25 protein-coding genes are annotated in these 24,849 nt (G+C 44.8%); 21 read left to right on the top strand and 4 right to left on the bottom strand.

The features are described 5' to 3' along the window. Positions 1-315 precede the first annotated feature (315 nt). The 6 genes from FCL45_RS19675 (at position 316) to FCL45_RS19650 (ending at position 4,151) form a co-directional block, all read left to right on the top strand. The gene (locus FCL45_RS19675; RefSeq protein ID WP_136799776.1) at positions 316-594 is read left to right on the top strand and encodes a PqqD family protein; all 279 of its coding nucleotides are present in this window, start codon (positions 316-318) and stop codon (positions 592-594) included. A 14-nt stretch (positions 595-608) separates the two neighbouring features. Next, positions 609-1,679: a radical SAM/SPASM domain-containing protein gene (locus tag FCL45_RS19670; RefSeq protein ID WP_136799775.1), complete on the top strand. Its 1,071-nt coding sequence runs from the start codon at positions 609-611 to the stop codon at positions 1,677-1,679. 29 nt (positions 1,680-1,708) lie between these two features. Next, positions 1,709-1,876 carry a hypothetical protein gene (locus FCL45_RS19665; RefSeq protein ID WP_153305573.1) on the top strand — a complete coding sequence of 56 codons (168 nt, stop codon included), beginning with the start codon at positions 1,709-1,711 and terminating at the stop codon, positions 1,874-1,876. Positions 1,877-2,108: 232 nt separating this feature from the next. Beyond that, on the top strand, positions 2,109-2,996 hold the full coding sequence (locus FCL45_RS19660; protein ID WP_167495917.1) for a hypothetical protein: 888 nt from the start codon (positions 2,109-2,111) through the stop codon (positions 2,994-2,996). Further along, on the top strand, positions 2,989-3,423 hold the full coding sequence (locus FCL45_RS19655; protein WP_167495916.1) for a signal peptidase I: 435 nt from the start codon (positions 2,989-2,991) through the stop codon (positions 3,421-3,423). The genes FCL45_RS19660 and FCL45_RS19655 overlap by 8 nt, the downstream gene beginning before the upstream one ends. Before the next feature lie 530 nt (positions 3,424-3,953). After that, entirely contained in the window at positions 3,954-4,151 is a 198-nt protein-coding gene (locus tag FCL45_RS19650) for a hypothetical protein (RefSeq protein ID WP_136799773.1), read from the top strand. A gap of 15 nt (positions 4,152-4,166) precedes the next feature. Here the strand turns inward: FCL45_RS19650 and FCL45_RS19645 are convergent, their stop codons facing one another. Genes FCL45_RS19645 through FCL45_RS19630 form a run of 4 tightly spaced genes read right to left on the bottom strand, consistent with a single transcriptional unit; the run spans position 4,167 to position 7,708 of the window. Beyond that, positions 4,167-6,056, bottom strand: a complete 1,890-nt coding sequence (locus FCL45_RS19645) for an asparagine synthase-related protein (RefSeq protein ID WP_136799772.1) — start codon at positions 6,054-6,056, stop codon at positions 4,167-4,169. After that, positions 6,053-6,937 carry a phosphoenolpyruvate carboxykinase (ATP) gene (locus FCL45_RS19640; protein WP_136799771.1) on the bottom strand — a complete coding sequence of 295 codons (885 nt, stop codon included), beginning with the start codon at positions 6,935-6,937 and terminating at the stop codon, positions 6,053-6,055. Before FCL45_RS19640 ends, FCL45_RS19645 begins: the two co-directional genes overlap by 4 nt. Then, positions 6,934-7,392 carry a lasso peptide biosynthesis B2 protein gene (locus FCL45_RS19635; RefSeq protein ID WP_136799770.1) on the bottom strand — a complete coding sequence of 153 codons (459 nt, stop codon included), beginning with the start codon at positions 7,390-7,392 and terminating at the stop codon, positions 6,934-6,936. Before FCL45_RS19635 ends, FCL45_RS19640 begins: the two co-directional genes overlap by 4 nt. A 25-nt stretch (positions 7,393-7,417) precedes the next feature. Then, a complete protein-coding gene (locus FCL45_RS19630) occupies positions 7,418-7,708 on the bottom strand; it encodes a PqqD family protein (protein WP_136799769.1) in 291 nt (96 codons plus the stop codon). Between the two features lie 817 nt (positions 7,709-8,525). Here FCL45_RS19630 and FCL45_RS19625 point away from each other — a divergent pair. From FCL45_RS19625 to FCL45_RS25405, 15 genes are all read left to right on the top strand, one after another. Next, positions 8,526-9,833: a nucleotide sugar dehydrogenase gene (locus FCL45_RS19625; RefSeq protein ID WP_136799767.1), complete on the top strand. Its 1,308-nt coding sequence runs from the start codon at positions 8,526-8,528 to the stop codon at positions 9,831-9,833. Positions 9,834-10,208: 375 nt separating this feature from the next. Continuing rightward, on the top strand, positions 10,209-10,601 hold the full coding sequence (mntA, locus tag FCL45_RS19620; protein ID WP_136799766.1) for a type VII toxin-antitoxin system MntA family adenylyltransferase antitoxin: 393 nt from the start codon (positions 10,209-10,211) through the stop codon (positions 10,599-10,601). After that, positions 10,598-10,996: a type VII toxin-antitoxin system HepT family RNase toxin gene (gene hepT, locus FCL45_RS19615; RefSeq protein WP_136799765.1), complete on the top strand. Its 399-nt coding sequence runs from the start codon at positions 10,598-10,600 to the stop codon at positions 10,994-10,996. The genes mntA and hepT overlap by 4 nt, the downstream gene beginning before the upstream one ends. Positions 10,997-11,809: 813 nt before the next feature. Next, the gene (locus FCL45_RS19610; protein ID WP_228721373.1) at positions 11,810-13,126 is read left to right on the top strand and encodes an MBL fold metallo-hydrolase; all 1,317 of its coding nucleotides are present in this window, start codon (positions 11,810-11,812) and stop codon (positions 13,124-13,126) included. Positions 13,127-13,503: 377 nt separating this feature from the next. Continuing rightward, a complete protein-coding gene (gene wecC, locus FCL45_RS19605; RefSeq protein WP_136799764.1) occupies positions 13,504-14,718 on the top strand; it encodes a UDP-N-acetyl-D-mannosamine dehydrogenase in 1,215 nt (404 codons plus the stop codon). Positions 14,719-14,819: 101 nt separating this feature from the next. Next, on the top strand, positions 14,820-16,019 hold the full coding sequence (gene wecB / locus FCL45_RS19600; RefSeq protein ID WP_136799763.1) for a non-hydrolyzing UDP-N-acetylglucosamine 2-epimerase: 1,200 nt from the start codon (positions 14,820-14,822) through the stop codon (positions 16,017-16,019). Positions 16,020-16,417: 398 nt separating this feature from the next. Next, positions 16,418-17,530 (top strand): DegT/DnrJ/EryC1/StrS family aminotransferase, encoded by a 1,113-nt coding sequence (locus tag FCL45_RS19595; RefSeq protein WP_136799762.1) that lies wholly within the window; start codon positions 16,418-16,420, stop codon positions 17,528-17,530. 2 nt (positions 17,531-17,532) lie between these two features. Next, on the top strand, positions 17,533-18,108 hold the full coding sequence (locus FCL45_RS19590) for an acyltransferase (RefSeq protein WP_136799761.1): 576 nt from the start codon (positions 17,533-17,535) through the stop codon (positions 18,106-18,108). 2 nt (positions 18,109-18,110) lie between these two features. Beyond that, entirely contained in the window at positions 18,111-19,655 is a 1,545-nt protein-coding gene (locus FCL45_RS19585; RefSeq protein WP_136799760.1) for an oligosaccharide flippase family protein, read from the top strand. After that, complete coding sequence (locus FCL45_RS19580) at positions 19,636-20,640, top strand: glycosyltransferase family 2 protein (RefSeq protein ID WP_136799759.1); 1,005 nt, start codon at positions 19,636-19,638, stop codon at positions 20,638-20,640. Before FCL45_RS19585 ends, FCL45_RS19580 begins: the two co-directional genes overlap by 20 nt. Positions 20,641-20,665: 25 nt before the next feature. After that, the gene (locus tag FCL45_RS19575; RefSeq protein ID WP_136799758.1) at positions 20,666-21,964 is read left to right on the top strand and encodes an O-antigen polymerase; all 1,299 of its coding nucleotides are present in this window, start codon (positions 20,666-20,668) and stop codon (positions 21,962-21,964) included. A gap of 50 nt (positions 21,965-22,014) precedes the next feature. Next, entirely contained in the window at positions 22,015-23,259 is a 1,245-nt protein-coding gene (locus FCL45_RS19570) for an ISL3 family transposase (protein ID WP_136800050.1), read from the top strand. Positions 23,260-23,818: 559 nt separating this feature from the next. Next, positions 23,819-24,115: an IS3 family transposase gene (locus FCL45_RS19565; RefSeq protein WP_136799806.1), complete on the top strand. Its 297-nt coding sequence runs from the start codon at positions 23,819-23,821 to the stop codon at positions 24,113-24,115. Positions 24,116-24,121: 6 nt separating this feature from the next. Then, positions 24,122-24,385, top strand: coding sequence for a DDE-type integrase/transposase/recombinase (locus FCL45_RS25410; RefSeq protein ID WP_136799807.1), 264 nt, complete (start codon positions 24,122-24,124; stop codon positions 24,383-24,385). 39 nt (positions 24,386-24,424) lie between these two features. After that, positions 24,425-24,652, top strand: a complete 228-nt coding sequence (locus tag FCL45_RS25405) for an integrase core domain-containing protein (protein ID WP_420811244.1) — start codon at positions 24,425-24,427, stop codon at positions 24,650-24,652. Positions 24,653-24,849: the final 197 nt, after the last annotated feature.

Genomic DNA, 24,849 nt, shown 5'->3' with positions numbered 1-24,849 from the left:
CCAACTTGTAGTTTCGCAGTTCCGCCACTTTCCCTTCTCGGCCGCATTTTTGTTTAACTTGCTCTGCAAGTTATTCAATTAACGTTACAAATATTAAATTAGTCGATTTATGCCTTATAAATAAAGCCCTGGGAAGTGTTGGTATGCAGTTAAGTGACTGCAAATGCGTATAATTGCCTATTGCAATTGTGCCTAGCTATGTTAAGAAGCGTATATCTGGCAAATAGCTGCAATTGTTTGTCAAATTAATTGATTTTATGTCGATGGTACGGGCTTATAGCTGAGCATTGAATATTTAACCAGGTACACAAAGAAATGAAAATCAGGCGAAGCGATAATTACGTGGGTAGAGAAGTGGCAGGTGAATTTTTACTGATCCCGATAACAACAGTTGGTGCAGATTTACAGAAAATTAAGCATTTAAACGGGACCGCAGCAGCAATCTGGGATTGTCTGGATACTGAAAAGTCACAGAAGGAGGTACTAGAGCGACTTAGCGGTATTTATAACGTTGAAGATACCCTTCTCAAGCGAGATGTCCGGGCTACTTTTGACAGCTTTGTGAAATCGGGAATCTGTATTGTCAATGAATAAAGAGGTCTGTTGTAATGCTCTGTAATTTCAACACAGTGCTTGACTCAATGGTGGTCAAGGATCCACGGGTTCCTCTGTCGATAAAGTGTGAACTTACCTATAGGTGTAATTTTCGTTGCAAACATTGCTATTGCCGGGTTCCTGCAAATGGTCCTTCGCTCAGCAAGGAATTGCCGCTTGATGAATGGGAAAGAATCCTGGAAGAAAGTGCTGCCGAGGGGGCTCTTTTTTTAACGTTTACCGGTGGTGAACCCTTGTTGCGGCCAGACTTTAAAGAACTATGGATCTGTGCCAAGGAAAAAGGCTTTCTGGTGAGTCTTTTCACCAATGGCAGTCTTCTTTCACCTGACTGGATCGATTTTTTCAGGAAATGGTCTCCCAATGAGGTGGCAGTTTCCATATACGGTGCGTCGCCAGACAGTTATGAGCAGGTTGCGGGCTCCGCAAGCATGTTTGAAGTAGTGATGAACAACCTTGAGATAATGCGGGCTGCAGAACTGCCCCTGCTTACACGTTCAATAATCACCCGGCGCAACATAGATGAATTTGCACAACTGAAAGAACTCAACCTGAAATTTTCAAAGAACTTTACCTGGGATGCAGAGCTGTTCGGGGCAACAGAGGGCAGCCAAGGGAAACCGTTTGAGGAAAGAATTGCGCCAGGGCAGGTCGTGGCGCTTGAAGCCCAGGATTCACAGCGTGTTAAGGAGCTTGAAAAACTCTACAGCCGTTCTTTCGGGAAGAAATACGACACTGGAAAGTCATACCGGTGTGCCTTGGGAGAACGGGGCTTTGCCATCGACCCGTATGGGAATATGCGGGCGTGCCAGGTGCTGGAACCTCTGAAATATAATCTCAGGTCAGGTTCTGTTCGAGATGGCTGGCGGGAGGTGGTGCCGGAACAGCTGAGCAACCTCAAGCCGGGTGACAGCAAATGCACAACATGTGATCTTCGAATATTCTGTAGGATTTGCCCGGCCTTTGCCTTGCGGGAAGGGGGGGGGCAGGAAGGACCTACGGAATATCATTGTACGTTGGGGGAGGAGCGATTTAAGCGATATCGTTACTGCTTAGAGCGGAACTGAGCAAAAACAACACGAACAGGGGAAGTATCATGAAAGAAAAGAGAAATGACGAGAAGAAACAGTGGGAAAAGCCGGTAGTAAAAGACGTGCGTCTTGAATTTGATAAAGACGTGGTGGCTTCATGCCATACAGCTTCAGGCGGTAAAGCTGCATTTGAGACCGGTTGCCTGGATGGGCAGAATCAGAAATGTAATTAGCCCGGCCCTGCCTCATGGGACCACTGCGGATCTCTCCTGGTTCCCCATTGAATCCCTGGGATGTTCAATGGGGAGTGTCGTTAATATTAGACGGTGTTCATGAGGCATTCTGGTTAGCCAGTATAACTCATGTATCTGTTGCTCTCATAAACAAGATCTAGAGGGAAGTGAGTAACATCCTTTTCTTCAATATGATTTCAAACTCATTGCATCAGAGCGCTATCAAAAACCTATGGGGACATATCAGAAAACGATTCAGGTAGCTGACACTGTAATACGGGTTGAGCTGGAGGAAGGCTATGGGCTGGGGCGGGATTATCGTGACTTTCAATCCCGTCCTGGGGATGCTGAAGTCGATATCCGTTTGAGATGTTCTCATGGAAAGACGCCTTTTGACTCTGATACTATCCTGTTCCGATCCGGGGAAACTGTACAGACCTCATTCTTTTTACGAGAAAAAACGTCGATATTTCGAAGGAAAAGAGAGGTCTTTATCGGCAGAAAACAGTTCACGAACTGTCGCATCTGGTGTTTATCACCAGACTATTTGAACCCGAAGGTTCCATATCTCAAAAATTGCGGTTGGCCCTTGCTGGCACTATGGGGGTATTTCTCGGTTCACGGCAAAGGCGTGCTGCTCCATGGCGCTTTAATTGAGCTGGACGGCAAACACCTCCTGCTGCTGGGGGATTCTGGTGTGGGCAAAACGACCCTGAGTCGCATGGCTGTCGCCGCAGGGGGCACCTGCCTCACTGACGAGAACCCTTTTTTGAGTGGTGGACCCGGTAAACCCAGGGTATATGGTGGCCCCTGGTATAGCGATAGATCGCTTTTACCAGATAAGCCCGTCACCACAGCGACTGGCCCGCGCCTGTTAGATGCAATATTGCTGTTACACCATGCACCGCAAAATACACTGGACCGACTGTCGATTCAGACAGCGGTCTTTGCAGTATTGCAAAATACCAGAACGTTCAATTGGCTGCCAGGCACGATATATAAGGCAATGGGCCATGTTGAGGATGCTGTGCAGGCTACCCCGGTATATTCGTATGGTTTCCTACCGGATATTTCAGCCATTCACCATTTACAACGCAATATATTCAACGCACATGAGTAAGGAATTTGTTCACCTCATAGAGGATATCTTTTCATTGCGTACCGCCATTATTGTCAAGAGCAATGGCGGCAGTATGCAACCGACCATTCCCCGCGATGCGGTGGTGAAGCTCGAGCCGATAGATATCCAGCAGATACGGGTGGGCGATATCGTGGTGTATGAGGCCGACAGCACAAGAACAGTGATGCACCGCGTTTTCCGGAAATTCAGGCGGAAAGGCACCGGCTTTGTACAGACCTGGGGAGATAATGTAGCTGTGCCGGATGCTCCTGTGCCGACTCGCTCAGTAAAGGCCAGGGTAGAAGCCTATAATGCAGATGGCGAGTGGGTGCAGCTGCCACCAGTATCATCCTTAGCCCAGTTATCGGTTATGCTACGCTACGTAATAGTACGTTTGAAGTTGAAAACAGGGTTTATGAACGCTTGACGTGCCACACAAATCAACCAGCAGTCCTGTCCCACCCCCCTCGTCCCACCCGTAGTTGCCGTTGCAGTTCCGCAGTTGCTTTCCCGTCCCACGTCCCACGTCCCACGTCCCACGTCCAACTTCCAACGTCCAACCTGCAGTTGCAGTTTCAGTTTCAGTTGCAGTTTTTTCCAACTAAATCTTTACCAAGTTCCTCGCTGGCTCGTAAAGAGTGTTTAGCTCTAACTTCACTGCTGCAACCCATCCGGAAAGGAGGTTATGTTGCATTAAAAAAAATGATAATTATTGTTGGTTTTCCGGCAGAATATGAGAATTAATCTCATTATTCAGTATTTATACCTATTCACATCCAGTATCTGCCATGATATGGTTTGTCGGTATATCGGGTAATTATATGATATGAATAGGGTAAATTGGCGTTATGCTTGCGTATGCTTGAAATCGTAATGTTGCCCTGCCAAAATTGAAACAATAAAAATATCAGAAGCAATCTGATCAAATATTCGTCAGGTCGGTATAAGAGGTGGAAAATGAAAAATTCTCATACTACCAGTGCGGCAAGGTCATCGGCTGTTTTATCCCGCCGAGAAGGCGAAAAAAAAGAGTGGAAACGGCCTGAACTAACCCGGCTCAACTTGCGGGAAACAATGAGCGGAAATTATGATAGCCCCTCTGAAGGCATGGACAGAAATAAAGACGGTAAAATACCAAATGGTCTCGCCAGTTAGTCACTTCTGAACTTTTCAATTATCAAAAGAGGACATCACTGAGAATGCTGTCGCCATGGCGATGCTATTCTCTATGATTTCTTTTTTTGAAGAATGGGCCTTTTCATTCTCCAAGATCTCCAGCAGTTTTTTCTTGTTCACATATCTGGAAGCGCGGTTATTAAGTTTTTCGGTATACGCCTCCATTTGACAGGCGTTGTACATAAGGGTCAGTAGCCGATCGACTCTGTTTTTCTCTCGTTTTGAATTATTCCATAAAATGGAGTCGGGCATCAACCCTTTGGCGGCCTGGCGAAAGAGATACCTTGTGCGATAGTCATCGACAAAATATTGGCCCGGAACGCCGAGGATGAATTCGACAATCCTCTTGTCCAATAGGGGATAACTATACTCTAGCCGATTCTTTAAGGCAGCGGCATGCCACGACTCGACCCGGCTCTGGATGTGGCCGTTCTTGAGGTTGGCCAGCATGTGCCTTCGGATTGTTGGTTGCGGCTGCATGGTCAGTACGGCTTCTTTCTTTGCTTCCCTTATGACCAGTGGTAGAAAATCCTTGTTTACAAAGGGAAAGGAAGGCTTTCCTGGACATTGATTTCTAGGCATAAATCGGTACAGGCTCCGCGGAGTAAGAGGTAAAAGGACCAGATGATATAGGTTGCCAGCCAATCTTCTAGCACTGTTCCCTTTCTGCTTGGCGGCTATCTGGCCCACCTCTTTCAGGAGAGTGAAAATTCTACCCTGGCAAAGGAGGTCTGAATAGTAGGCTTCCCCGTAATAGGTGGCAAGCTCGTCTCCCCCCCAGCCGGAAAGGAGAGTGCGGGATCCAATTTCCTGTGCAGCTGTATGTATTTGATACTCGTACCAGAATCTGGCGGAGTCGCCGTCGGCGATTGAATCCGTACGCAAAAAGCGAAAAATATCTTCAGCACTCAAAGAGACATAAGAGTGCATGATCCCCTCCTGTTCAGCGATGGTTCTGCTGTTGGCCCACTCGTAATGGTCCGGATCATCTGCCTCGGTTGGTTCATGCAACCAGTTGAAGGCGAGCAGTTTTTCACCCCTTTCACCCAGCTTGCGGGCGGCAATAACAGCAATGGTTGAGGAATCAAGACCACCGCTGAGATGGGAGGTAATGGGGTAGTCGCTGCGCAGCCTCGCTTCCACCGCAAGTTGCAACAACTCCCGGAGCTTCCCGGCGTAGGTCTCAGCATCCTCAAATTTCACCCTCGGAGCGTCTTCCGGACGCCAGTAACGTTTTGTTCGTATCTCGCCAGCGGTTACGCTGAGAAAATGGGCTGGTTCCAGTTTCGTTATTCTTTTGAAAAAGGTCAGTGTCGGATGGCGCAACTCCGAATGTACAAAATAATTGGCTACGGCTTCATCACAGATATCCCCTGGTATGTCAGGGTGTTGTTCCAGTGTTTTAAGGTCATTAGAGCAGACGAACAGCTTGTCGGTAAGGTGGTAATAAATTTGCTTCATACCAAGATGGTCTCTGGCGCAGAAGATTTTCTCTTTGCTCCTGTCCCAGATAACAAAAGCAAAATCGCCCAGCAGATATTTCGGGCAATCCTCCCCCCACCTCTCATACGCAACAAGAATAAGGCTGGAATCAGTTACCTGGGACAGCGGGTGAGCCTTTATGTTGAGCAGGTCGGCCAGCTCCTGCCGGTTATCCAACCGTGCATCCATGGTGATGACAAGTTGCCCCAGTGTATCGGGCAGTCGCTCAAGTTTTGATTCGGGAGTGTTCCAGAGCATTGCATGGGCCAGGGCTGCAGATCCGTTGCACCATACACCTTTGTCGTCCGGCTGCCAGCGGGATAATTCGCTAAGCACACCATCAAGTTTCGCTTCAATTATCGGTTGACCGTTCCGGTTGCAGGTGGCAAAGATTCCGCTCATTGCGTAACCTTACTGTGCTCAGTGATTGCGGCGTGTACCTCAGCCAGCCTGTCTTTATCCCACGGCACCCGCACCCGAAAGACCCTGATTGAGTTCAGCATAGAGGTTAGATAGGCGAGCCGCTTTGCCCTGAGGTAAGAAAACATATAAAGATAATTGGGCAGCAGGGTGTCGAACTTCTTATATCCTTTAACCTCCTCAATCAAAATGTCCTCGTCAGGGCCGCACCCGGCCAGGATATAAATACCCTGAATGGGTTTACTTTCCGTGCTGAAGTTCTCGACTCTGTAGCCCAACTCCTCAAACTTTCGGTAGGGGCGATGGTAGGGGTGTGAGGTAACCGCCATAAACCTGTTATTGTCGATATATGTGGCCAGCTTGTCATCGGTAATAAGGGAGTGCCCCTGGCGGATAAAGTTATCGGTCATTGTTGACTTGCCCCCCATGGAGGGAGCGATAAAAAGAAGGGGCCTGCCCTCCACCTCCACCGCTCCGGCATGGAGAAAGTCGTACATACCCTCCAGGGTGAAATAGAGGGGGAGGACGAGATGGATAAACCAGAAGCTGAGCAGCCGGGCATCGCCTGCTTTATCCAGCCGGTAGTAAATAGTCCTCTCTCCTCCGAGCCAGTAAAAGCGCACCACATCTTTCACCTCATAGCACCAGGGTTGACCGCCTTCGCTCCTGTCGAAGATCCGATCGGAATAAAGATAGACATGACGCCCATGTGCCTGGTAGAAGGGGAAACCGCAGGTGATCAGCTTCTTGAGATGGTCGGGAGGGCCTGCCAGGAGGTTACATGAATAGCGGTGAAAGGACTCCTGGGGAAGTTGCAGAGGGAAGGGGAGGTCGCATTCCACCTTCGTGCCGTAAACAATCATATATCTCCCCATGAATAGGCGGAGACAACCGTGAAATCTTCATGACCTGTCTTGCCAGTAAGAATAGCATCTCCATGTCGTGACCAGGAGTGGGCTCGCAGCTGTCCCTTGTTTACCGTATCCCTTGCTACACCGAGGAAAAAGATACCGGGAATATTTCGCCTTTGAAGCATCCGCCAGACCGTTAATGACTGGGCCAGGCAGGCACTCTGCCAGGGAGTGTAATTTGCCGCTCTTCTGACAGCCATGCCGACGGAAAGAGCCTGTGGGCTGTCTCCTGCAGCTAGGCAAGAGACATTCATCAGGTTTTTTCTATGGATAAGGGAACGGGTAATTCGTTTGAATGGCAGGATCAGAATCGCTGTGCGCATGATCCCGAGTATAAGGTATGCTTCCAGAAAGAGTTTCCTGTCTCCTCTGTCGAGTTCTGCAAATCTTTTGATTCGGCCAAACATCACAAACCCTTAACCACAACCCAGGTCAACGCTGATCCACAGGTTTCAGGGATATGAGTTCAGCTTTACAGAGTTCTGAAATATGATCCTCCAAATGCTGGCGTAGCACCTGTTCTTCTACCTCATACTCGTCTAAGAGAATATCGAAGACTTCCTGCAGCGTTTTCTGCTCTTTCAGCAGACGCCAAATATCGGTACCTATTTCATCGAGACCAAAGTAATTTTCACTGCGCATATCGAGAATAACGGTTTCGCCATCAACCTCCTGCGACAGTACTTCTTGAGATATCTCAACATGTTGGTCAAAAGAAATCATTTTATCCAATTCAAAAAACTAAATTTTAACAAAAAATGTTGGCCAAAAGAGATAGTATTACTCCTTTACCGAAAAGAGGATAACGAATCGACTGAAAACAGTCAATTGAAGTGTTTATATAGCCACCAATAAGTGAACGATACTGATCTTCCATAATTTTTTACTATGTTTCAAGCCCCAGTAACTGCAGTAGCAGTCCCATTCCCCTTCCCACCTATCTATTGCCGCAGTTACCGTTGCTGTGGCTTTTTCGTCCCACGTCCCACGTCCTACGTCCAACCTGCCGTTATTTGCCACCCGCCTTTTCCGTCGTCGTTAACGCAGTCCCCCCGTCCTACGTCTATCGTCCAACATGCAGTTGCAGTTCAGCAGTTGCCGTCCCTCCTAACCCCTCTCACCTCCCTCCTACCTGTCTTGGCAGTCGCATTTGCAGTTACATCCCCCGTCCAACCCGTTTTTTCGCTGTTGCAGTTGCCGTCCCTCCTCCCACCTAGCACCTTACCCCTCACTGTTTCTTTCGCCGTTGCCGTTGCAGTTACGTCCAACGTCCAACATCCCACGTCCAACCTGCAGTTGCAGTTGCAGTTCAATATTCCCTTTTCAGGCGATTTCGAATATATCGGTACATGAACCATGCCAACCCCTGATCCACTAGCTGGGTCTGACTTCCAGATCATGGTTTCTACTTGCGGTGACTGGACACACCCGGATAGGCCAAAAAGATATCAGCATCTGAGACAACTCAACCAGCGAGGGACGCTGGGTGGTATGACTTCGGGAGAGTGCTCCTTAATAATTCCGTTTTTTAGAGAAAAAAGTGAAAGATATATTGCAGAAAATTGAAAACAAAGAAGCTGTGATCGGCGTGATCGGGCTGGGCTATGTCGGACTGCCGCTTTGTCGTGAATTTGTCCGTGGTGGTGCGAAGGTTTTGGGCTTTGATGTTGATCCGAAAAAGATCGAAGCAATTGACGCCAAGAAAACCTACATCGAGCACATTCCAGATGAGACCATTGCTGAGATGGTAGAGTCCGGCCTTTTTTCTGCTACGACGAATCTGGATCGTTTGAGCGAACCGGATGCTATTTTAATAGCGGTGCCGACCCCGCTGAACAAAATGCGGGAACCTGACCTGTCATTTGTGGAAAACTCCTGCCGTGAAATTTCAATCCGTTTGCGCAAAGGTCAGCTGGTGGTGTTGGAGTCAACCACCTACCCGGGAACCACACGCGAGATTATAAAACCGATTCTGGAAGAAAGCAGTGGCTTAATAGCCGATAATAATGATTTTTATTTGGCCTATTCGCCTGAGCGAGAAGATCCAGGTCGTAAAGATTTTACCACAAAGACCATTCCTAAAGTGGTTGGTGGATATAATGAGACTTCCTTACAGGTGGCAACGGCGGTTTATAAGCTTGCTATTGATACCCCCGTTTCAGTCAGCAGTTGTGATGCAGCCGAAGCAGCGAAGATTCTGGAAAACACGTATCGCAGCGTGAACATTGCTTTGGTGAATGAGTTGAAGATGCTGTTTGACCGAATGGATATTGATGTCTGGGAAGTGATTGATGCGGCCAAAACCAAACCGTTCGGTTTTACTGCTTTCTATCCCGGGCCTGGGCTGGGCGGGCATTGTATTCCGATTGACCCGTTTTACCTGAGTTGGAAAGCGAAGGAATATGGCGTGCCAACCCGCTTTATTGAGCTGGCTGGAGAGATCAATACTGCCATGCCGGAATGGGTGGTCAACAAGGTGATGCATGCCCTCAATGATAAGGGTAAGGCGGTGAAGGGAAGTAAGATTCTACTGTTAGGTATGGCCTATAAACCGAATGTCGATGACGACCGTGAATCGCCAAGCTACAAGTTAATGGAACTGCTTAATAAATTCGGGGCAGAAGTTGAATATCACGATCCGCATGTGCCGATGATTCGTCATAAGCGTGAGTATCCGCAATATTACGGCCAAGAGAGTGTTGAGTTGACGAAAGAGAATCTGCAGCAGTTTGACTGCGTGCTGATCTCCACCGACCATCAGGCGGTTGATTATGCTTTTGTCTGCCAGCATGCTGATCTGGTCGTTGATACCCGGAACTGCTGTGAAGATGCTGTGGTGAAGGCTTAACCGAGACAGTTTCGATTTGATCTGACAATCGCCTGTTCTGACACGGTGTTTGTCAGATCAAGTCGTTGCAGTTGCCGTCCCCTCTAACGTTGTTCTTGCAGTCCCGTCCCACGTCCCACCCGCTTTTTCGCAGTTACGCAGTCGCAGTTCCCCCACCCACCTATCTCCTCACTCCTCACTAGTCTTTCCTCCCCTCCCACCTAACCCCTCACCGTTTTTTTCGCCGTTGCAGTCACGTCCCACCTGCAGTTTTCGCAGTTCTGCAGTTCCTTCTTCCCATTTCAACACACTACGATTAATATTTAGTGATAAACCCAATGAAAGTTAGAAGTTATATGCGTAATTACACTTCGTATATTTGATTAAAAATTCGCGATGGATACCGACAAAATCAAATCACTGCTTTCTCCTGTATTCGCAGGCTTTCAGGTAATTGATACAGCAGTGCTTTTCGGTTCTCGTGCTGTCGGGGAGCACACGGTCAATAGCGATGTCGATATTGCGGTGTTTATCAAGCAGGGCGCAGAATTCTCTTTTGATGATAAGCTGATGCTCCGCGGGGAATGCTGTCGTGCGCTGAACATTAACGAGATTGACCTTGTGGTACTGAATCAGTTGCGAAATATGATTTTGCTTGAAAATATTCTCAGTCAGCATGAAGTGCTTTACTCAGTGAACGGATCAGACTTCGATTATTTTTCAGTTCGCAAACTGCACCAGGCAATAGATTTCCGTGTGCAAAGGGCTTATGCAATGGGTGAAGAATGAAAGAACGTATCGAACAAAAGATCCATCGGGTCAACCAGTATTTGCAGAATGTTCGAAACCTTGCACCGGACTGTCAGGCCAAATTTGATTCAGATTTTGTGTACCGGGGCGCCTTGCTCCATTATCTATACCTCATGGCTGATAGCTGCATTAGTTTGGCTGAGATGGTAATCAGGGATAGAGCGTTGCGCCCGCCTCAAACATATTATGAGTCTTTTGACATTCTTGCAGAAGCTTCCATTCTCGATCAGAACTTTGCCAAATCTTTTTCAGGCATAGCAGGATTCCGCAACTTTCTGGCGCATGATTATGAAGTCGTTGAGGCCAAAGTTATTTGTAATGAGATTTTGAAACGTCTTGATGAGGTAGAAGAATTCATCAACCAAATTAACTGACGACTTTAAGAAAATTAGCCCCAGTGTCTCCCACAGGGACATCCACCGTCCAACTTGCTTTTTCGCTTTTGCTTTTGCAGTAGCCGTTCCCCCTCCCACCTAACCCCTCACTCCTCACTGTTTTTTTCGCAGTCCCCCCGCAGTTGCAGTTTCCGTCGCCGTTAGCTGTTACGTCCCACCCGCTTTTTCGCAGTTCCGCAGTCGCAGTTCCCCTCCCACCTAACACCTCACCCCTCACTGTTGCAGTTCAGCAGTCACGTCCAACATCCAACGTCCACCGTCCAACTTGCAGTTCCCCCTGCAGTCCCCGTTGCTCAAAAACAAACCCAAAAACCAAAAATAGGCATATATACCTATTTACTAATCCCAGATAAACGGCTTAACTACTCACCCAATTAGCTGATAATTTAGGTGTAATCCTCGTCCTGGAGTTCCTTTGGCAAGTCCCAGAGTTTTCCCCTTGAGAGATTTACCGTAATATTTCCCGAGCAAGCGCATCATGGAATTGAGTGAGATTTTCAGGGCAACCAGGCTACGACAAACCAGTCTGCATTTGACAGATAAGTACCTGGATAACACTGAAGTAAAGTGCTTTGGTCCTACGCCCTCCGTCCTCACTTTCACAAGCAGTTTCCGCACCTGTTGCAGTCACGACCAACTCGCATTTCCACCAGCAGTTGACGTTGCAGTTGCTTTTCACATCCCGTCCAACCTGCAGTTGCAATTGCAGTTTCGTCCAACGACCCACGTCCAACATCCAACCTGCAGTTCCATCCAACTTGCAGTTCGCTCCAACCCAAGTAATTATTTGCGATGAAGGTCAATCCACCACCAAATAATAGCTGCACCCCCAAGCACATCAATGTTACCCATTTAGGAGCAAAAGAATGCGTCACAGGTTCCTGCCATCTGGTGCAATACGAGTCTGCGTCGGGGAGGTCAATCAATATCCTGGTCGATTGCGGCTCTTCTTACGGTGATGACCCGGAATTGCCTTTCGAGCAGTTTCCAGTAGCGCCGAATGAAATAAACTACCTCTTTTTAACCCATGCCCATATCGACCATATCGGTCGGGTGCTGGACCTGATCGATGCAGGCTTTGCAGGCGAGATCATCTGCAGCCACGCCACAAAAGCCCTGTTGGAGCCGATGCTCATCGATTCGCTCTCTTTCTCTTCCCGCTCAAAAAGAGAAGTACAGGCCATAACCATCAAATTAGAAGAGTTGACCTGGGGTTTTGAATTGCGCCAGGCATTCAGCCTGAAAGAAGGGGTAACCTTCAGGCTGGGCAATGCGGGCCATATTCTCGGCTCATGCTTTATCCTTTTCAGTTTTCCAAGCAACTCGTCCAAAAACGATTTTAAAATTCTTTTTTCAGGCGATTTGGGTTGTACCAATACGCCAATCCTGCCGGACCCTGATCCTCCGCCCGAGTGTGACCTCCTGATTTTGGAATCCACCTACGGTGACCGAACCCACCCGGATAGATCAAAAAGAATTGAACAATTAAAAGAACTCCTCAAAAAGGCGCTTGCAGATAAGGGCATTGTCTATATTCCGGCATTTGCGCTGGGGCGGACACAGGAGCTTCTCTATGAACTCGACAGAATCAACCTGAAGATTCCGGTCTTTGTTGATTCACCCTTGGCTCTGAAGATCACCGATATTTATGCAAAGCTCTCCTCACTCTGGGATGACGAGGCAAAAGAGCTGAACCAAAAAGGTGACCATCCCTTTGATTTTAAGGGGCTGTACTCAGTAAAGAGTTACAGGGACCATAAGCAGCTGCTGGAGATTAACGGCCCGGCAATAATCATAGCAGGCAGCGGCATGTGCACCGGCGGCAGAATTTTGGATCATCTTGAACAGGGACTGCAAGACCCACGCAACGACATTTTCTTTGTCGGCTACCAGGCAAAAGGGACTTTGGGGCGGAGATTGATTGAGGGAGAAATGCCTGTTCGTGCAGCTATTCATAGCCTGAGTTCATATTCGGCCCATGCCGATCAGCAGATGTTGATTGATTGGGTGGCATTGATGACTAAAGCACCAAAAGAAATAAGGCTTGTGCATGGGGATGAACAGGCAAGACGTGAATTGGCAGAACAGTTAAATCAAAAGGAGAGATAATCATGGACCATATTCCTAATGATTACTCATCTATCACTTTTGCTTTTTCGCTTTTGCAGTTACTTCCTACGTCCACCGTCCAACATCCAACTTGCTGTTTGTTTCGGCTGGTGCATGGGGAAGAGAAGGCACGAAAAGAGTTGGCAGAAAAGCTACATCTAAAGTGGAGATAACCGTGGATCGCCCATTAGTATTTGCCCAGCAGTTCCTCTCGCTTTTACGCTCAAGGAGTGCCGCGGTTGTTGTTCGGCAGTTGACGTCCAACATCCCACGTCCAACTTCCAACCTGCAGTTTAGTCCAACGTCCAACATCCACCATTCAACTTGCTGGTATGTCCAACCTGCAGTTGGTTTCGATTTCTAACGGAGTGTAAAAAATGAGTCAACAACTCAAAGCCTGCTTTATGGGCCTTGGATATATTGGGCTGCCAACAGCAATTATCGCAGCAGATCATGGAGTGAATGTTCACGGAGTCGATGTTAATGAATCTGTGGTTGACACGATCAATCAGGGAAAAATCCATATCGTTGAACCGGGCCTTGCTGAGCTGTGTAAAAAGGTGGTTGAGAATGGCTCGCTGAAGGCTGCCATGGAACCGCTTGAAAGTGATGTTTACCTGATCGTGGTGCCGACGCCGTTTACGGGGAACAATGAACCGGATATATCTTTTGTTGAAGCGGCAACCAGGGCGGTGATGCCAAAGCTGAAAGCAGGGGATCTGTATATTATTGAGTCGACCTCGCCGGTAGGAACGACGGAAAAGATGACGGGTCTCATTTTTAATGAACGTCCGGAGCTTAGAGGGAAGATGTATATCGCTTACTGCCCGGAACGTGTATTGCCGGGCAATGTGATTTATGAGCTGGTGCATAATGACCGGGTAATTGGCGGGATTGACCAGGCATCTACAGAGCAGGCTGTTACATTTTATCGTCGCTTTGTGAAAGGTACGCTGCACGCAACCAATGCCCGCACGGCGGAAATGTGTAAGTTGACTGAAAATTCTTCACGGGATGCCCAAATTGCTTTTGCCAATGAGCTTTCGATCATTTGTGATAAGGCGGGTGTCAATGTTTGGGAATTGATTGAACTGGCCAATAAGCATCCGCGTGTCAACATACTTCAGCCTGGTTGCGGCGTAGGGGGGCACTGTATTGCTGTTGACCCATGGTTCATCGTCTCCGATTTTCCAGCTGAAGCAAACATGATTGCTGCCTCACGTAAGATTAATAATTACAAGGCATTTTGGTGTACCGAGAAAATAAAAAATCAAATACTGGAGTTTAAGCTAAGCCAAGGTCGTGATCCGCAGGTTGCTTTAATGGGAATAGCTTTCAAACCTAATATTGATGATTTGCGTGAATCCCCAGCTAAATATATTGCACAGAAGGTTATGCAGAGCGCTGGGCTTAATGGATTTATGATAGTTGAGCCTAATATTAAATCGCATTCTGTATTTAAACTGACCGATTATAAGGAGGCGTATGAAAGGGCGGATATCGTTGCCTTCCTGGTGGCGCATGACGAGTTTAAAACGCTCCGCGGAGGTGGAGAAAAAGTTATATTGGATTTCTGTGGAGTACGGCGATGAGGGTAGGTAATTGCTGATTGATAAGGAAGAAATCATTTTTGTATAAGTCTCCCGCTCAACAATCATTGATCAATAGTATAAAAATATCTGAAAGTGAATTCATGAAGAAAATACTCATTGTATTCGGCACTCGCCCGGAAGCCATTAAGATGGCCCCGCTAGTAAATGAGTTTAAAAAGCACCCTGATCAGTTTGATACTAAGCTGTGCGTCACTGCACAGCATCGGGAAATGCTGGACCAAGTTCTGGAATTCTTTGAACTGATACCAGACTTTGATCTTAACTTGATGAAGCCGAACCAGAACCTGTTCACGCTGACTGCGGATATTATAAATGGCATGAAGCCGGTTCTGGATGAAGTAAAACCAGATTATGTGTTTGTGCATGGTGATACCACAACTTCCACAGCTGTAGCGCTTGCTGGTTTTTACCACGGGGCCAAGGTGTGCCACGTAGAGGCGGGTTTACGAACCTACGATAAACACGCGCCATGGCCTGAAGAGCTTAACCGCCAGCTCACTGGACGTATCGCGGACTTTCATTTTTCCCCAACAGATCGTTCCAAGCAAAACCTATTAAATGAACTAACACCTGAGAAAAATATCATTGTCACCGGCAACACGGTTATTGATGCCCTGATGTTTGCGGTTGAAAAAGTAAATCACCTTGAAAACGACCCAGAAATAGATGGGCTGAAGAAATTGATTGGGTGGGAGACCAACACAGGGAAGGTCAGTCACGAGAGTGAGTTTCCTAAATCAATTATACCAGATATCGTTTTAATTACCGGGCATCGTCGCGAAAACCACGGAAAGGGATTCGAGAACATATGCAAAGCCATTACCGAATTGGCCGAACGTTTTCCTGAAGTTCAATTCATTTACCCAGTGCATCTGAATCCAAACGTTCGTGAACCTGTAAACCGCATTCTCAAGGGGAGAGCTACCCCGACAAACAACATTCACCTTGTCGATCCACTAGATTACAAGGCCTTCGTTTGGCTGATGGATAAAGTCAAGCTGATCATCACTGACAGTGGCGGCGTTCAGGAAGAAGCACCAAGTTTGGGTAAACCAGTGTTAGTCATGCGTGATACAACAGAGCGCCCGGAGGCGGTGGATGCAGGTACGGTGGTCTTGGTTGGAACTGATGCTGTAAAGATTGTCAACGAAGCAGAAAGCTTGCTTTTGGATGATGAGCGTTACCGAACCATGTCTATGTTGCATAATCCATATGGTGATGGGCGGGCTTGTGTTCGTATTGCCGCTTTTGTAAGTACACTCCAGCATCTGCAGTGTTAGCTGGTTTCGTAGAGTAGCTGTAATGGGTAAAAATGAAAAAGTAAGCGAGTTGATGTTGTTTCCAGGTTCTACGCTTAAGCAAGGTGTGCTCTGCAAGTGATACTCATACACCACAGGGGGGCTCGCTTAGGAATAAAAAGACTATATTTCTCAGGCCATTGTAAAGTGGGGGCTAGTTAACGTACTATCAGTTTGGGAAAATGAGGAATGCGGTTTAACTGATTTTTCCACACTGATGAGGGCATAACAGAGTAGGTAAACCCTTGTGGATTATATGGCCATTAAGACCAAGATAGAAATTCGGGTCTGTCCCATATTAGTTGCAATCAAGGAAATTTTGGGTTCAGAATCTTGTTTTGAAAATGCGATTTTAATTAATAAACTCTAAGAGGCAAAGTGTGAGTTATAGTAAACCTATATATGTAACCCAGCCGGATTTGCCGCCCCTGGATGATTTTATTCCCTATTTAGAGAGAATTTGGGACAGTAAAATTTTAACAAACGGTGGTCCATATCATCGGCAACTTGAGCAAGAATTATGTGATTATCTTGGCGTTGAGCATATTGCCCTATTTACTAATGGGACTATTGCATTGGTCACGGCATTGCAAGCATTAAGAATTACTGGTGAAGTAATCACAACACCGTATTCTTTTGTAGCTACATCGCATTCCTTGTTATGGAATGGCATAAAACCAGTGTTCGTGGATATCGACCCCAATACGCTTAATATTGATCCCGCAAGGATAGAGGCGGCCATTACCCCACAGACTACAGCTATCTTGCCTGTGCATTGCTACGGTCAATCTTGCGACGTTGCGGAAATTGAGAGAATTGCTGATATTTATAACCTAAGAGTTATCTACGATGCAGCCCATGCTTTCGGGGTTCAAGATAAAGGTGGTAGTGTGTTGAGGCATGGTGATCTTTCTGTTCTCAGTTTCCATGCCACCAAGGTGTTTAATACGTTCGAGGGTGGGGCTATTGTATGTCAGGACGCTAAGGTGAAAATGCGCATCGACCATTTAAAAAACTTCGGTTTTGTAGATGAGGTGACAGTTGTTGCCCCTGGCATAAATGGCAAGATGAGTGAATTAAATTCAGCTATAGGATTGCTTCAGTTAAAACATGTAGATCAGGCCATTGCAAAGCGCAAAGAATTAGATACGAACTATCGTAAATTGCTAAAGGATGTGAGAGGTATTCGTTGCTTAAGGGATGCTCAAGTGAAAAAAGCAAATTATTCCTATTTCCCCATATTAGTTGAACCTGAGTTTCAGATAAGCCGTGACAAGCTTTACGATCGACTCAAAGAGGAAAAAATATTCTCGCGTCGATATTTTTATCCGCTTATTTCGGATTTTCCAATGTACCGAGGGATGTCATCTGCTCGAAGAGAAAACCTACCAGTTGCAACGAATACTTCAAGTCAGGTGTTATGTTTGCCGATATTTCCTGCATTAACTTTTAACGAGCAATGTTGGATAGTTAATTTGATTTCGGGAGATTGATTATGTCGGTACTAAATAGGCAATGTGTTGAATCTATTGGCTTTGCTTCGCTAGGTGAGAATGTGGTTATTTCTGACCGCGCGTCTTTTTATAACTGCGGCAAAATATCTATTGGTAATAACGTAAGGATTGATGATTTCAGTGTGATTTCCGCAGGAGTTGGTGGCATCTCAATAGGCAACAATGTTCATATTGCTGTGTTTTCCTCGTTGATAGGTGCAGGGAAAATCACTCTTTCAGATTTTTCTAACATCTCTTCGAGGGTTTCTATTTATTCGAGCAGCGATGATTATAGTGGCGAGTGGATGACTAATCCTACTGTCCCATCAGAATTCACTGGGGTGATTCATGCAGATGTGTTCATTGGTCGCCACGCAATAATCGGTGCGGGTTCAGTTGTCTTGCCGGGTGTGATAGTAGAGGAAGGTGTGGCGATCGGAGCATTAAGTTTAGTTAAGAAGCACTGTAAAGCCTTTAGCATCTATACGGGGATACCTGCAAAGATGATTTCGAGTCGGAAACGCGACTTTCTTGATCTTGAAAAGAGATTTCTCTCTAAATCTGTTCAACAACGCTAAATATGTCACTTAAACGTAACATATTTGCCAACTACGTAGGCCAGATTTATGCCACTTTAATAGGAATTCTCATGGTGCCTATGTATGTGAAGTACATGGGGACTGAAGCCTATGGACTTGTAGGTTTTTATAGCATGTTGCAAGTTTGGTTTCAGTTGCTGGATATGGGACTTACGCCGACAATGGCACGGGAAACCGCGCGGTTTAATGGCGGAGCAATTGATGGGATTAGTTTACGACGGTTACTCCGGGCGCTTGAAGGTATTTTCATTGGTGTCGCATTTTTTGGCGCTGCAGGGGTGATGCTTTGCTCTAGTTATGTTGCTAATAGTTGGCTTAACGTTCAGAATTTGCCGTTGGCTGAAGTTCAGAGTGCAATTATGCTTATGGCAGTGATCGTTGCCCTTCGTTGGGTATGTGGTCTGTATCGAGGGGCAATTAATGGTTTTGAACGAATGGTTTGGCTGAATGGATTCAACATAATTATTGCAACTATGCGGTTTGCACTTGTTATCCCGTTCCTGGTTTATGTAGGTGCGAGTCCTACATACTTCTTCAGTTATCAGCTGGTATTGGCGGTGGTTGAGGTTGTGATATTGCTTTTACAAGCCTATAGATTGATGCCTAAAATAGGTAAAAGTGAAAAAATATCTTGGGAATGTAGACCATTGCGCAAGGTGCTTAGATTTTCACTTACCATTGCCTTCACTAGTTCGGCCTGGGTGTTTATTACGCAAACTGACAAATTACTTCTTTCTGGCCTGATCCCTTTATCTGATTATGCTTTTTTCACTTTGGCCGTATTGGTTGCTAGTGGTATTACGGTTATCAGTGGGCCAATTAGTGGAGCATTACTGCCACGTATGACAAAATTGAATGCAGAGGGTGATGAATCAGGATTAATTAGGTTATACCGCAATGCTACTCAATTGGTAGCGGTCATTGCCGTCCCTGCAGCGCTGGTGTTAGCCTGTTTTGCTGAAAATGTGTTGTGGGCATGGACAGGTAATGCAGAGATCGCACAAAAAGCCGCACCAGTTTTGACGCTCTATGCACTGGGCAACGGAATTTTAGTGTTGGTTGCTTTTCCTTACTATCTGCAATTTGCAAAAGGTGACTTAAAGTTGCATTTGATTGGAAATGCATGGTTTGTAGCGCTATTTATACCGTCTCTTTATTATGCAGCTAGAAAGTTTGGAATGATTGGTGCAGGTTACGCTTGGCTTCTTGCAAACTTGCTGCCGTTTATAGTTTGGTTGCCAGTTGTACATAGGCGGTTTGTTAATGGATTGCATATACAATGGTTGCTTTACGATGTTAGCTTTATTGTGGGTCCACCTATAATTGTTGTATATTTATTTGCTCAGCTAATAGTTTGGCCGGAAGAACGATTATTTGTCGTAGTATATATAATAGGTATTAGCCTAGTGTTGAGTGCTGTTGCCGCGATAAGTTCCTCTTGCATAAGAGCTATTATTCGTCAAAAAATACGCATCGTATATTTAATGATTAAGCAATGGATGATAGATGAAAATACAAAAGAATAAGCCGAAAGTTTCAGTGTGTGTAGTTACCTACAACCAGGAAAGATATATCAGGGAATGTTTGCAAAGTATTATTGATCAAGAGACCAATTTTGACTTTGAAGTAATTGTTGGTGATGATTGTTCAACAGATGGAACTCGGGATATTGTGCAGGAATTTGCAAAGAATTATCCAGATATTGTGAAACCGATTTTTCATAAACAAAATATTGGATTTACTGAAAATATTCTTACTGTTTATAGAACAGCACTCGGCGAATATATTTCCCATATAGATGGGGATGATTTCATGCTGCCTGGTAAACTAAGGATTCAGGCAGAAGAGCTAGATAGAAATCAAGAATGTACGATTTGCTTTCACGCAGTTAGACGCTATGATCAGCCCAATAACAGATATTTATTGTATAAATCAAAGACAATTCCTAGAAAAAGTGATATATATTTTTTATTGTTGAATATAAGCTCTTTCACTCATTCTAGTAAAATGTTTAGGGCGACATCTCATAATGATTTTAATATAGCGAAGGAAATAATTATAGATGCTTCTTTCCATGTGCATCATGCATTAACCGGAAAAATATTATATTTAAATGATGTTCTTGGTGTTTATAGAGTGAATGTCGGAATTTCAGCTAAGAAGGATAAAGGCTCCCAGAAGTTTGCTAATAATACCTCACACTCTAAACTGCTTCGGCTGACTATTGAAGCTGCTGAATATGCAGAAAAAGCTGGGATTGATTCGGCTGTTGTAGGTAGGTCCAAGGCAACTATACTCATGAATTATGCTTATAATAGTTTGCTGGCGAAAAACTATAGTGATTTCAAATATTATATGAGAAAGTCTAATGACACAGCATTTGTTGATAAAAACCAGATGCTGCTGGAAGTATTATCATGTATGCCAAGAGTACTTTATTTGTTATTACAAGCAAGGTTGAAGGTGAGAATAATATTTCATTATCTTGGTGTCTACGAACTGATTAAATAGAAAATTAGTTGTAAAAGTGAGAAGTATGATTCTGTTTCCTTTTATTGCATTGCTTGCAATATATTTTTTTTATCAAAAGAAAAATAGAAAATGTTTTGGCATCATTAGTTTGTTGATTGCTACATATTTGATAATGGTTTGTTTGGCCTTGGTGCTTGAATTCTCGGGAATTTTCTCTGCTGTGACGCCTATGTCATTTGACTCTATGGCGTATTATACGATTTGTTTACTGATAGTGTTTTGGGGGTTTTCAGAATTCAAAGATCACAGGTTTTTAGCTCTCAAGATCGAAAACATATATTTTTATATGGTGCTCGAATATGTTTTACTGATTGGAGGTCTTCTTGCAATATTGTTTTTTTCCCCCGTAGCTTTTTCGATTTTGACTGGAGATATTCATTACAATAGAGTTAGTATGGACCTAACTATTATATCTTTGTCAAAATTCGGAATAATTAATTCAATTTTTTCATTGCTGTCAAATTTATTTATACTTACGCAAGTGTGCTTTTTTATCAATCTTATTCCAAGAAACGGGAGGCGTAATATAACGAAGGCTTATCTTTTGTTAATTAGTAGCTTCTCATATGTGGTATATGTTTTAGCTTATGTTGGGCGTGATGGTGTTGTTTTCTGGCTTATGTCATACGCTTTTTGTTTTCTACTTTTTAAAAGTTTTTTGATGAAAAAAGATGTTGAAAAAATACGTAAGGCGTTTGTTTTCTTTTTTGCAATACTTCTGGTTCCGTTTTTGATAATCACAATCGCTAGGTTCTCCGATAGAACTGCCGGTATAGGTTGGTATATAATAGATTACGGTGGGCAACAGTTAAGGAATTTCAACGATCATTACAATATTGATCCGCCTATTCTCTGGGGTGGTTTCGGATTTCCAGTATTTACTGATTTTATCGAGATTGTAAGTGGGTATAAACTTCCGGATTTGGTTAACTATGAGTACTCACAATATTTTTTATCTCTTGGTATTAAGCCTTGGGTTTTTACAACTTTCATTGGCTCTTTGATGCTCGATTTTGGAAAAATATGGACCATTGTTTTCCTGCTTTTAATGAGTTTTACTATTCGCAAAATACTTAAAAATTCATGCCGGACTGGTGTGCTTGATTTTTCGAATCTTGTAATGCTTGTTCTTTTTTATCAAGTAGTGTACTGGGGGGTCTTCTATTTTAGGCTTTGCTCTGCGAACTATTACATTATTTTCATGTTTTTGATTTTTATTTTTATTAAGCTGGTTAGGACCCATTCCAAGTTAGCGTGTTTTCTTCCCAAATACAATATTGCTAAAGGCTCTTCGACGAAATGAGTGGAATTGTTTATAATCGCCGTTTTCAAAAATCCTTATATTGAGACGGTATGAACACAAATGACATCATGGTTTTGGGACTTGGCCTGCAAGCCCCATGGCGACTAGTTGATCAGCATCTAGACCTTGAAAAGAAGCCTCACGAATTGCAACTTGAGATTGCTGCTGATCGTGGAAGCCAATACCCTTGTCCGCAATGTCAAAAAATGTGTTCGGCTCATGATTTCACAGAGAAAAAATGGCGACATCTCAATTTTTTCCAACATCATTGTTACATAACTGCACGCGTGCCTAGAGTGATATGCCCAGAGCATGGTGTTCGGCTCGTGAAGGTGCCGTGGGCACGAGAAGGTAGCGGTTTCACCCTGTTGTTTGAACAAGCAGCACTTACCCTGGTTAGAGAAATGCCAGTAAATGCTGCAGCAAGGATCATTGGCATTACTGACAAAAGGCTTTGGCGCATTGTTTTTCATTATGTTAACAAAGCATTGTCTCAATTCGATTTCTCTGAAGTCCGCTCTATTGGACTCGACGAAACGGCAAGTAAGCGTGGCCACAATTATGTAACTACCTTTATTGATATGGAGAAGTCTTCTGAGCCCGTTCTTTTTGTAACCTCAGGAAAAGGGAAGAAAACTGTTCAAGAGTTCACAACATTCCTTGAAGCCAAAGGTGGCAAAGTTGACAACATAGCAGAGGTTGTGTGTGACATGTCACCTGCCTTTTTAAGTGCTGTAAAAGAACATCTTCCTAAAAGCAATGTTACTATCGACTGGTTTCATATCGTTCAGAAATTTGTCAAATCTGTCGATGATACACGTAAACTTGAGCATCGTTTTATCAATCTTCCTCCAGGTTCAAGATATGCAGTTCTCAAAGGGAAAAACAAACGTCTGACCTCAAAGCAGGTTACCGCATTGAGTACTTTGCTGGAAACCAAATGCGAAACAGCCACAGCATGGCAAATCAAGGAGTCTTTGGCCTGGATTAGAAACGCAGAAAGTATCGAGCAAGCTGAAGAGCGAATCAATGTTTTCATAGAGAAAGCGACACTCCTTGTTAAAGGGAACAAATACACTGCAAGCGTTCTAGATGCTCTTGCTACACTGAAAAAGCATGCAAACCAAGTGATTCAAAGATGGGCTTCAACTTATACTAATGCTCGACTTGAGGGACTCAATAGCCTCTTCCAAGCAGCAAGGAATCGTGCACGAGGTTACCGGAACAATGAAACGTTCATTGCCATGATTTACATGATCGCGAGTCCTGCTGGTTCAATATTGAAATCCATATGAAACGTCGAAGAACCATTGCTAAATAGGGAACAATTACCAGTTGATTCTGCTATAAAGAGCGACTCTAATACGATTGGAATTTTTGTGGACACTTTTTTAAAAGGTAAATATCTAACCTTTAGGGAGATTACCCATGAGCAAACGACGCAGATGACAAAACACAGATAAAGAGCAGCATAAGTCACAGAAACGGTCCCAAGATTTCGGACCACCCTTAGGTTTACATTCCAGCAGTTCCTCAACATGTTTCAATGAAGAACTATGAAAAGGAAAAGAGGAAAACATACCGCAGAGTTTAAGGCCAGAGTAGTCCTTGAGGCTATCCAGGGATAGAAGACTCTGAGTGAGATTGCCAAAAAGTGCGAAACCCATCCAGTAATGGTCGGGTAATGGAAAAATTAGTTAATTGAGCGCATGCCAGAATTGTTCAACAACAAGCCAGATAAAGACGCTCAGAAGAAAAACAAAGAAAAGCATTAGCTGGAGTTCAAAGTCGGCTATTGACGATGGAGGTGGATTTTCTCGAAAAAAAGTGAAAGCAGTTGGAGATATCGCTGAAATGACGAAGCAAGTAGAGTGGAATTCTCAACTGAGCATTGGCCGTCAATGCGAACTGCTGCACATTAACCGATCCACCGTTTGTTACTGGTCCAGGAAAGAGCTAGGTATCAATCATCAGCTTATTGGCTTAATCGACAGGTACCATCTTGAGGAGTCGACAGTTGGCACTCGTCTCATAAGTAAGTATTTGCGAAGAGCCACGGTGATGCGAATAGGCCGGAAACCTAAGCGTCGCCTCATGCGTCTCATGGGCATAGAGGCCATTTACCCGCGTAAGCGAACGACTATCCCATGAAATTCTATGTACATATACCCATACCTTCTGCTTAAATTCTCAATTGTCAGACCTAATCAGGCATGGGCCGCGAATATCACCTATATCCCAATGAGAAAAGGCTTCGTCTATCTCTTTGCCATAATAGATTGGTATTCACGGAAGATTATTGACTGGGAGTTATCGACAACACTTGATTCAGAATTCTGCCTCCGTTGCCTTAAGCGCGCTGTAATCAAGCACGGTGCAGCGGAGATATTCAATACAGATAAAGGCTTTCAATTTGCATAGGAAAAGTGGACATTACAGCTAAAGGAGTATGGAGTTGTCATTAGTATGGACGGAAAAGGACACTGGACTGATAATGTCATTATTGAACGGTTCTGGAGAACGATTAAGTATGAAGATAACTATCTGAAGTCGTGCCAGAATCCAATAGCAGTGACCCAGAGAATTTCCAAATATATTCTGAAATATAACGCTGTAAGACCATGCCAAGGATTGTTAGATATGACGCCTGATGAGATGTACTATGAGCAGCAAAGGAAAGCGGCTTGAAACCGTAGTTCCCCTCTCCCCGCTGGGAGAAGGGAACTGCCACCGGCACTGTAGAAAGTAAACTTAAAAACAACGAGTGGTGGTCCTAAAAACGGGACCACCTCAATGAAACCGAAATTAAGTTTAACACTATGGGCGCGTGGTGGTGTTCAGCAAATGATTCGGTGATATTTCGATATTAAAGTTACGGTGATTAA

The sequence above is a fragment of the Desulfosediminicola ganghwensis genome (genome assembly GCF_005116675.2).
Lineage (GTDB): Bacteria > Desulfobacterota > Desulfobulbia > Desulfobulbales > Desulfocapsaceae > Desulfopila > Desulfopila ganghwensis.
Note: the sequence above shows the minus strand (reverse complement) of the source record. Positions and strands in the feature narration are given on the sequence as shown.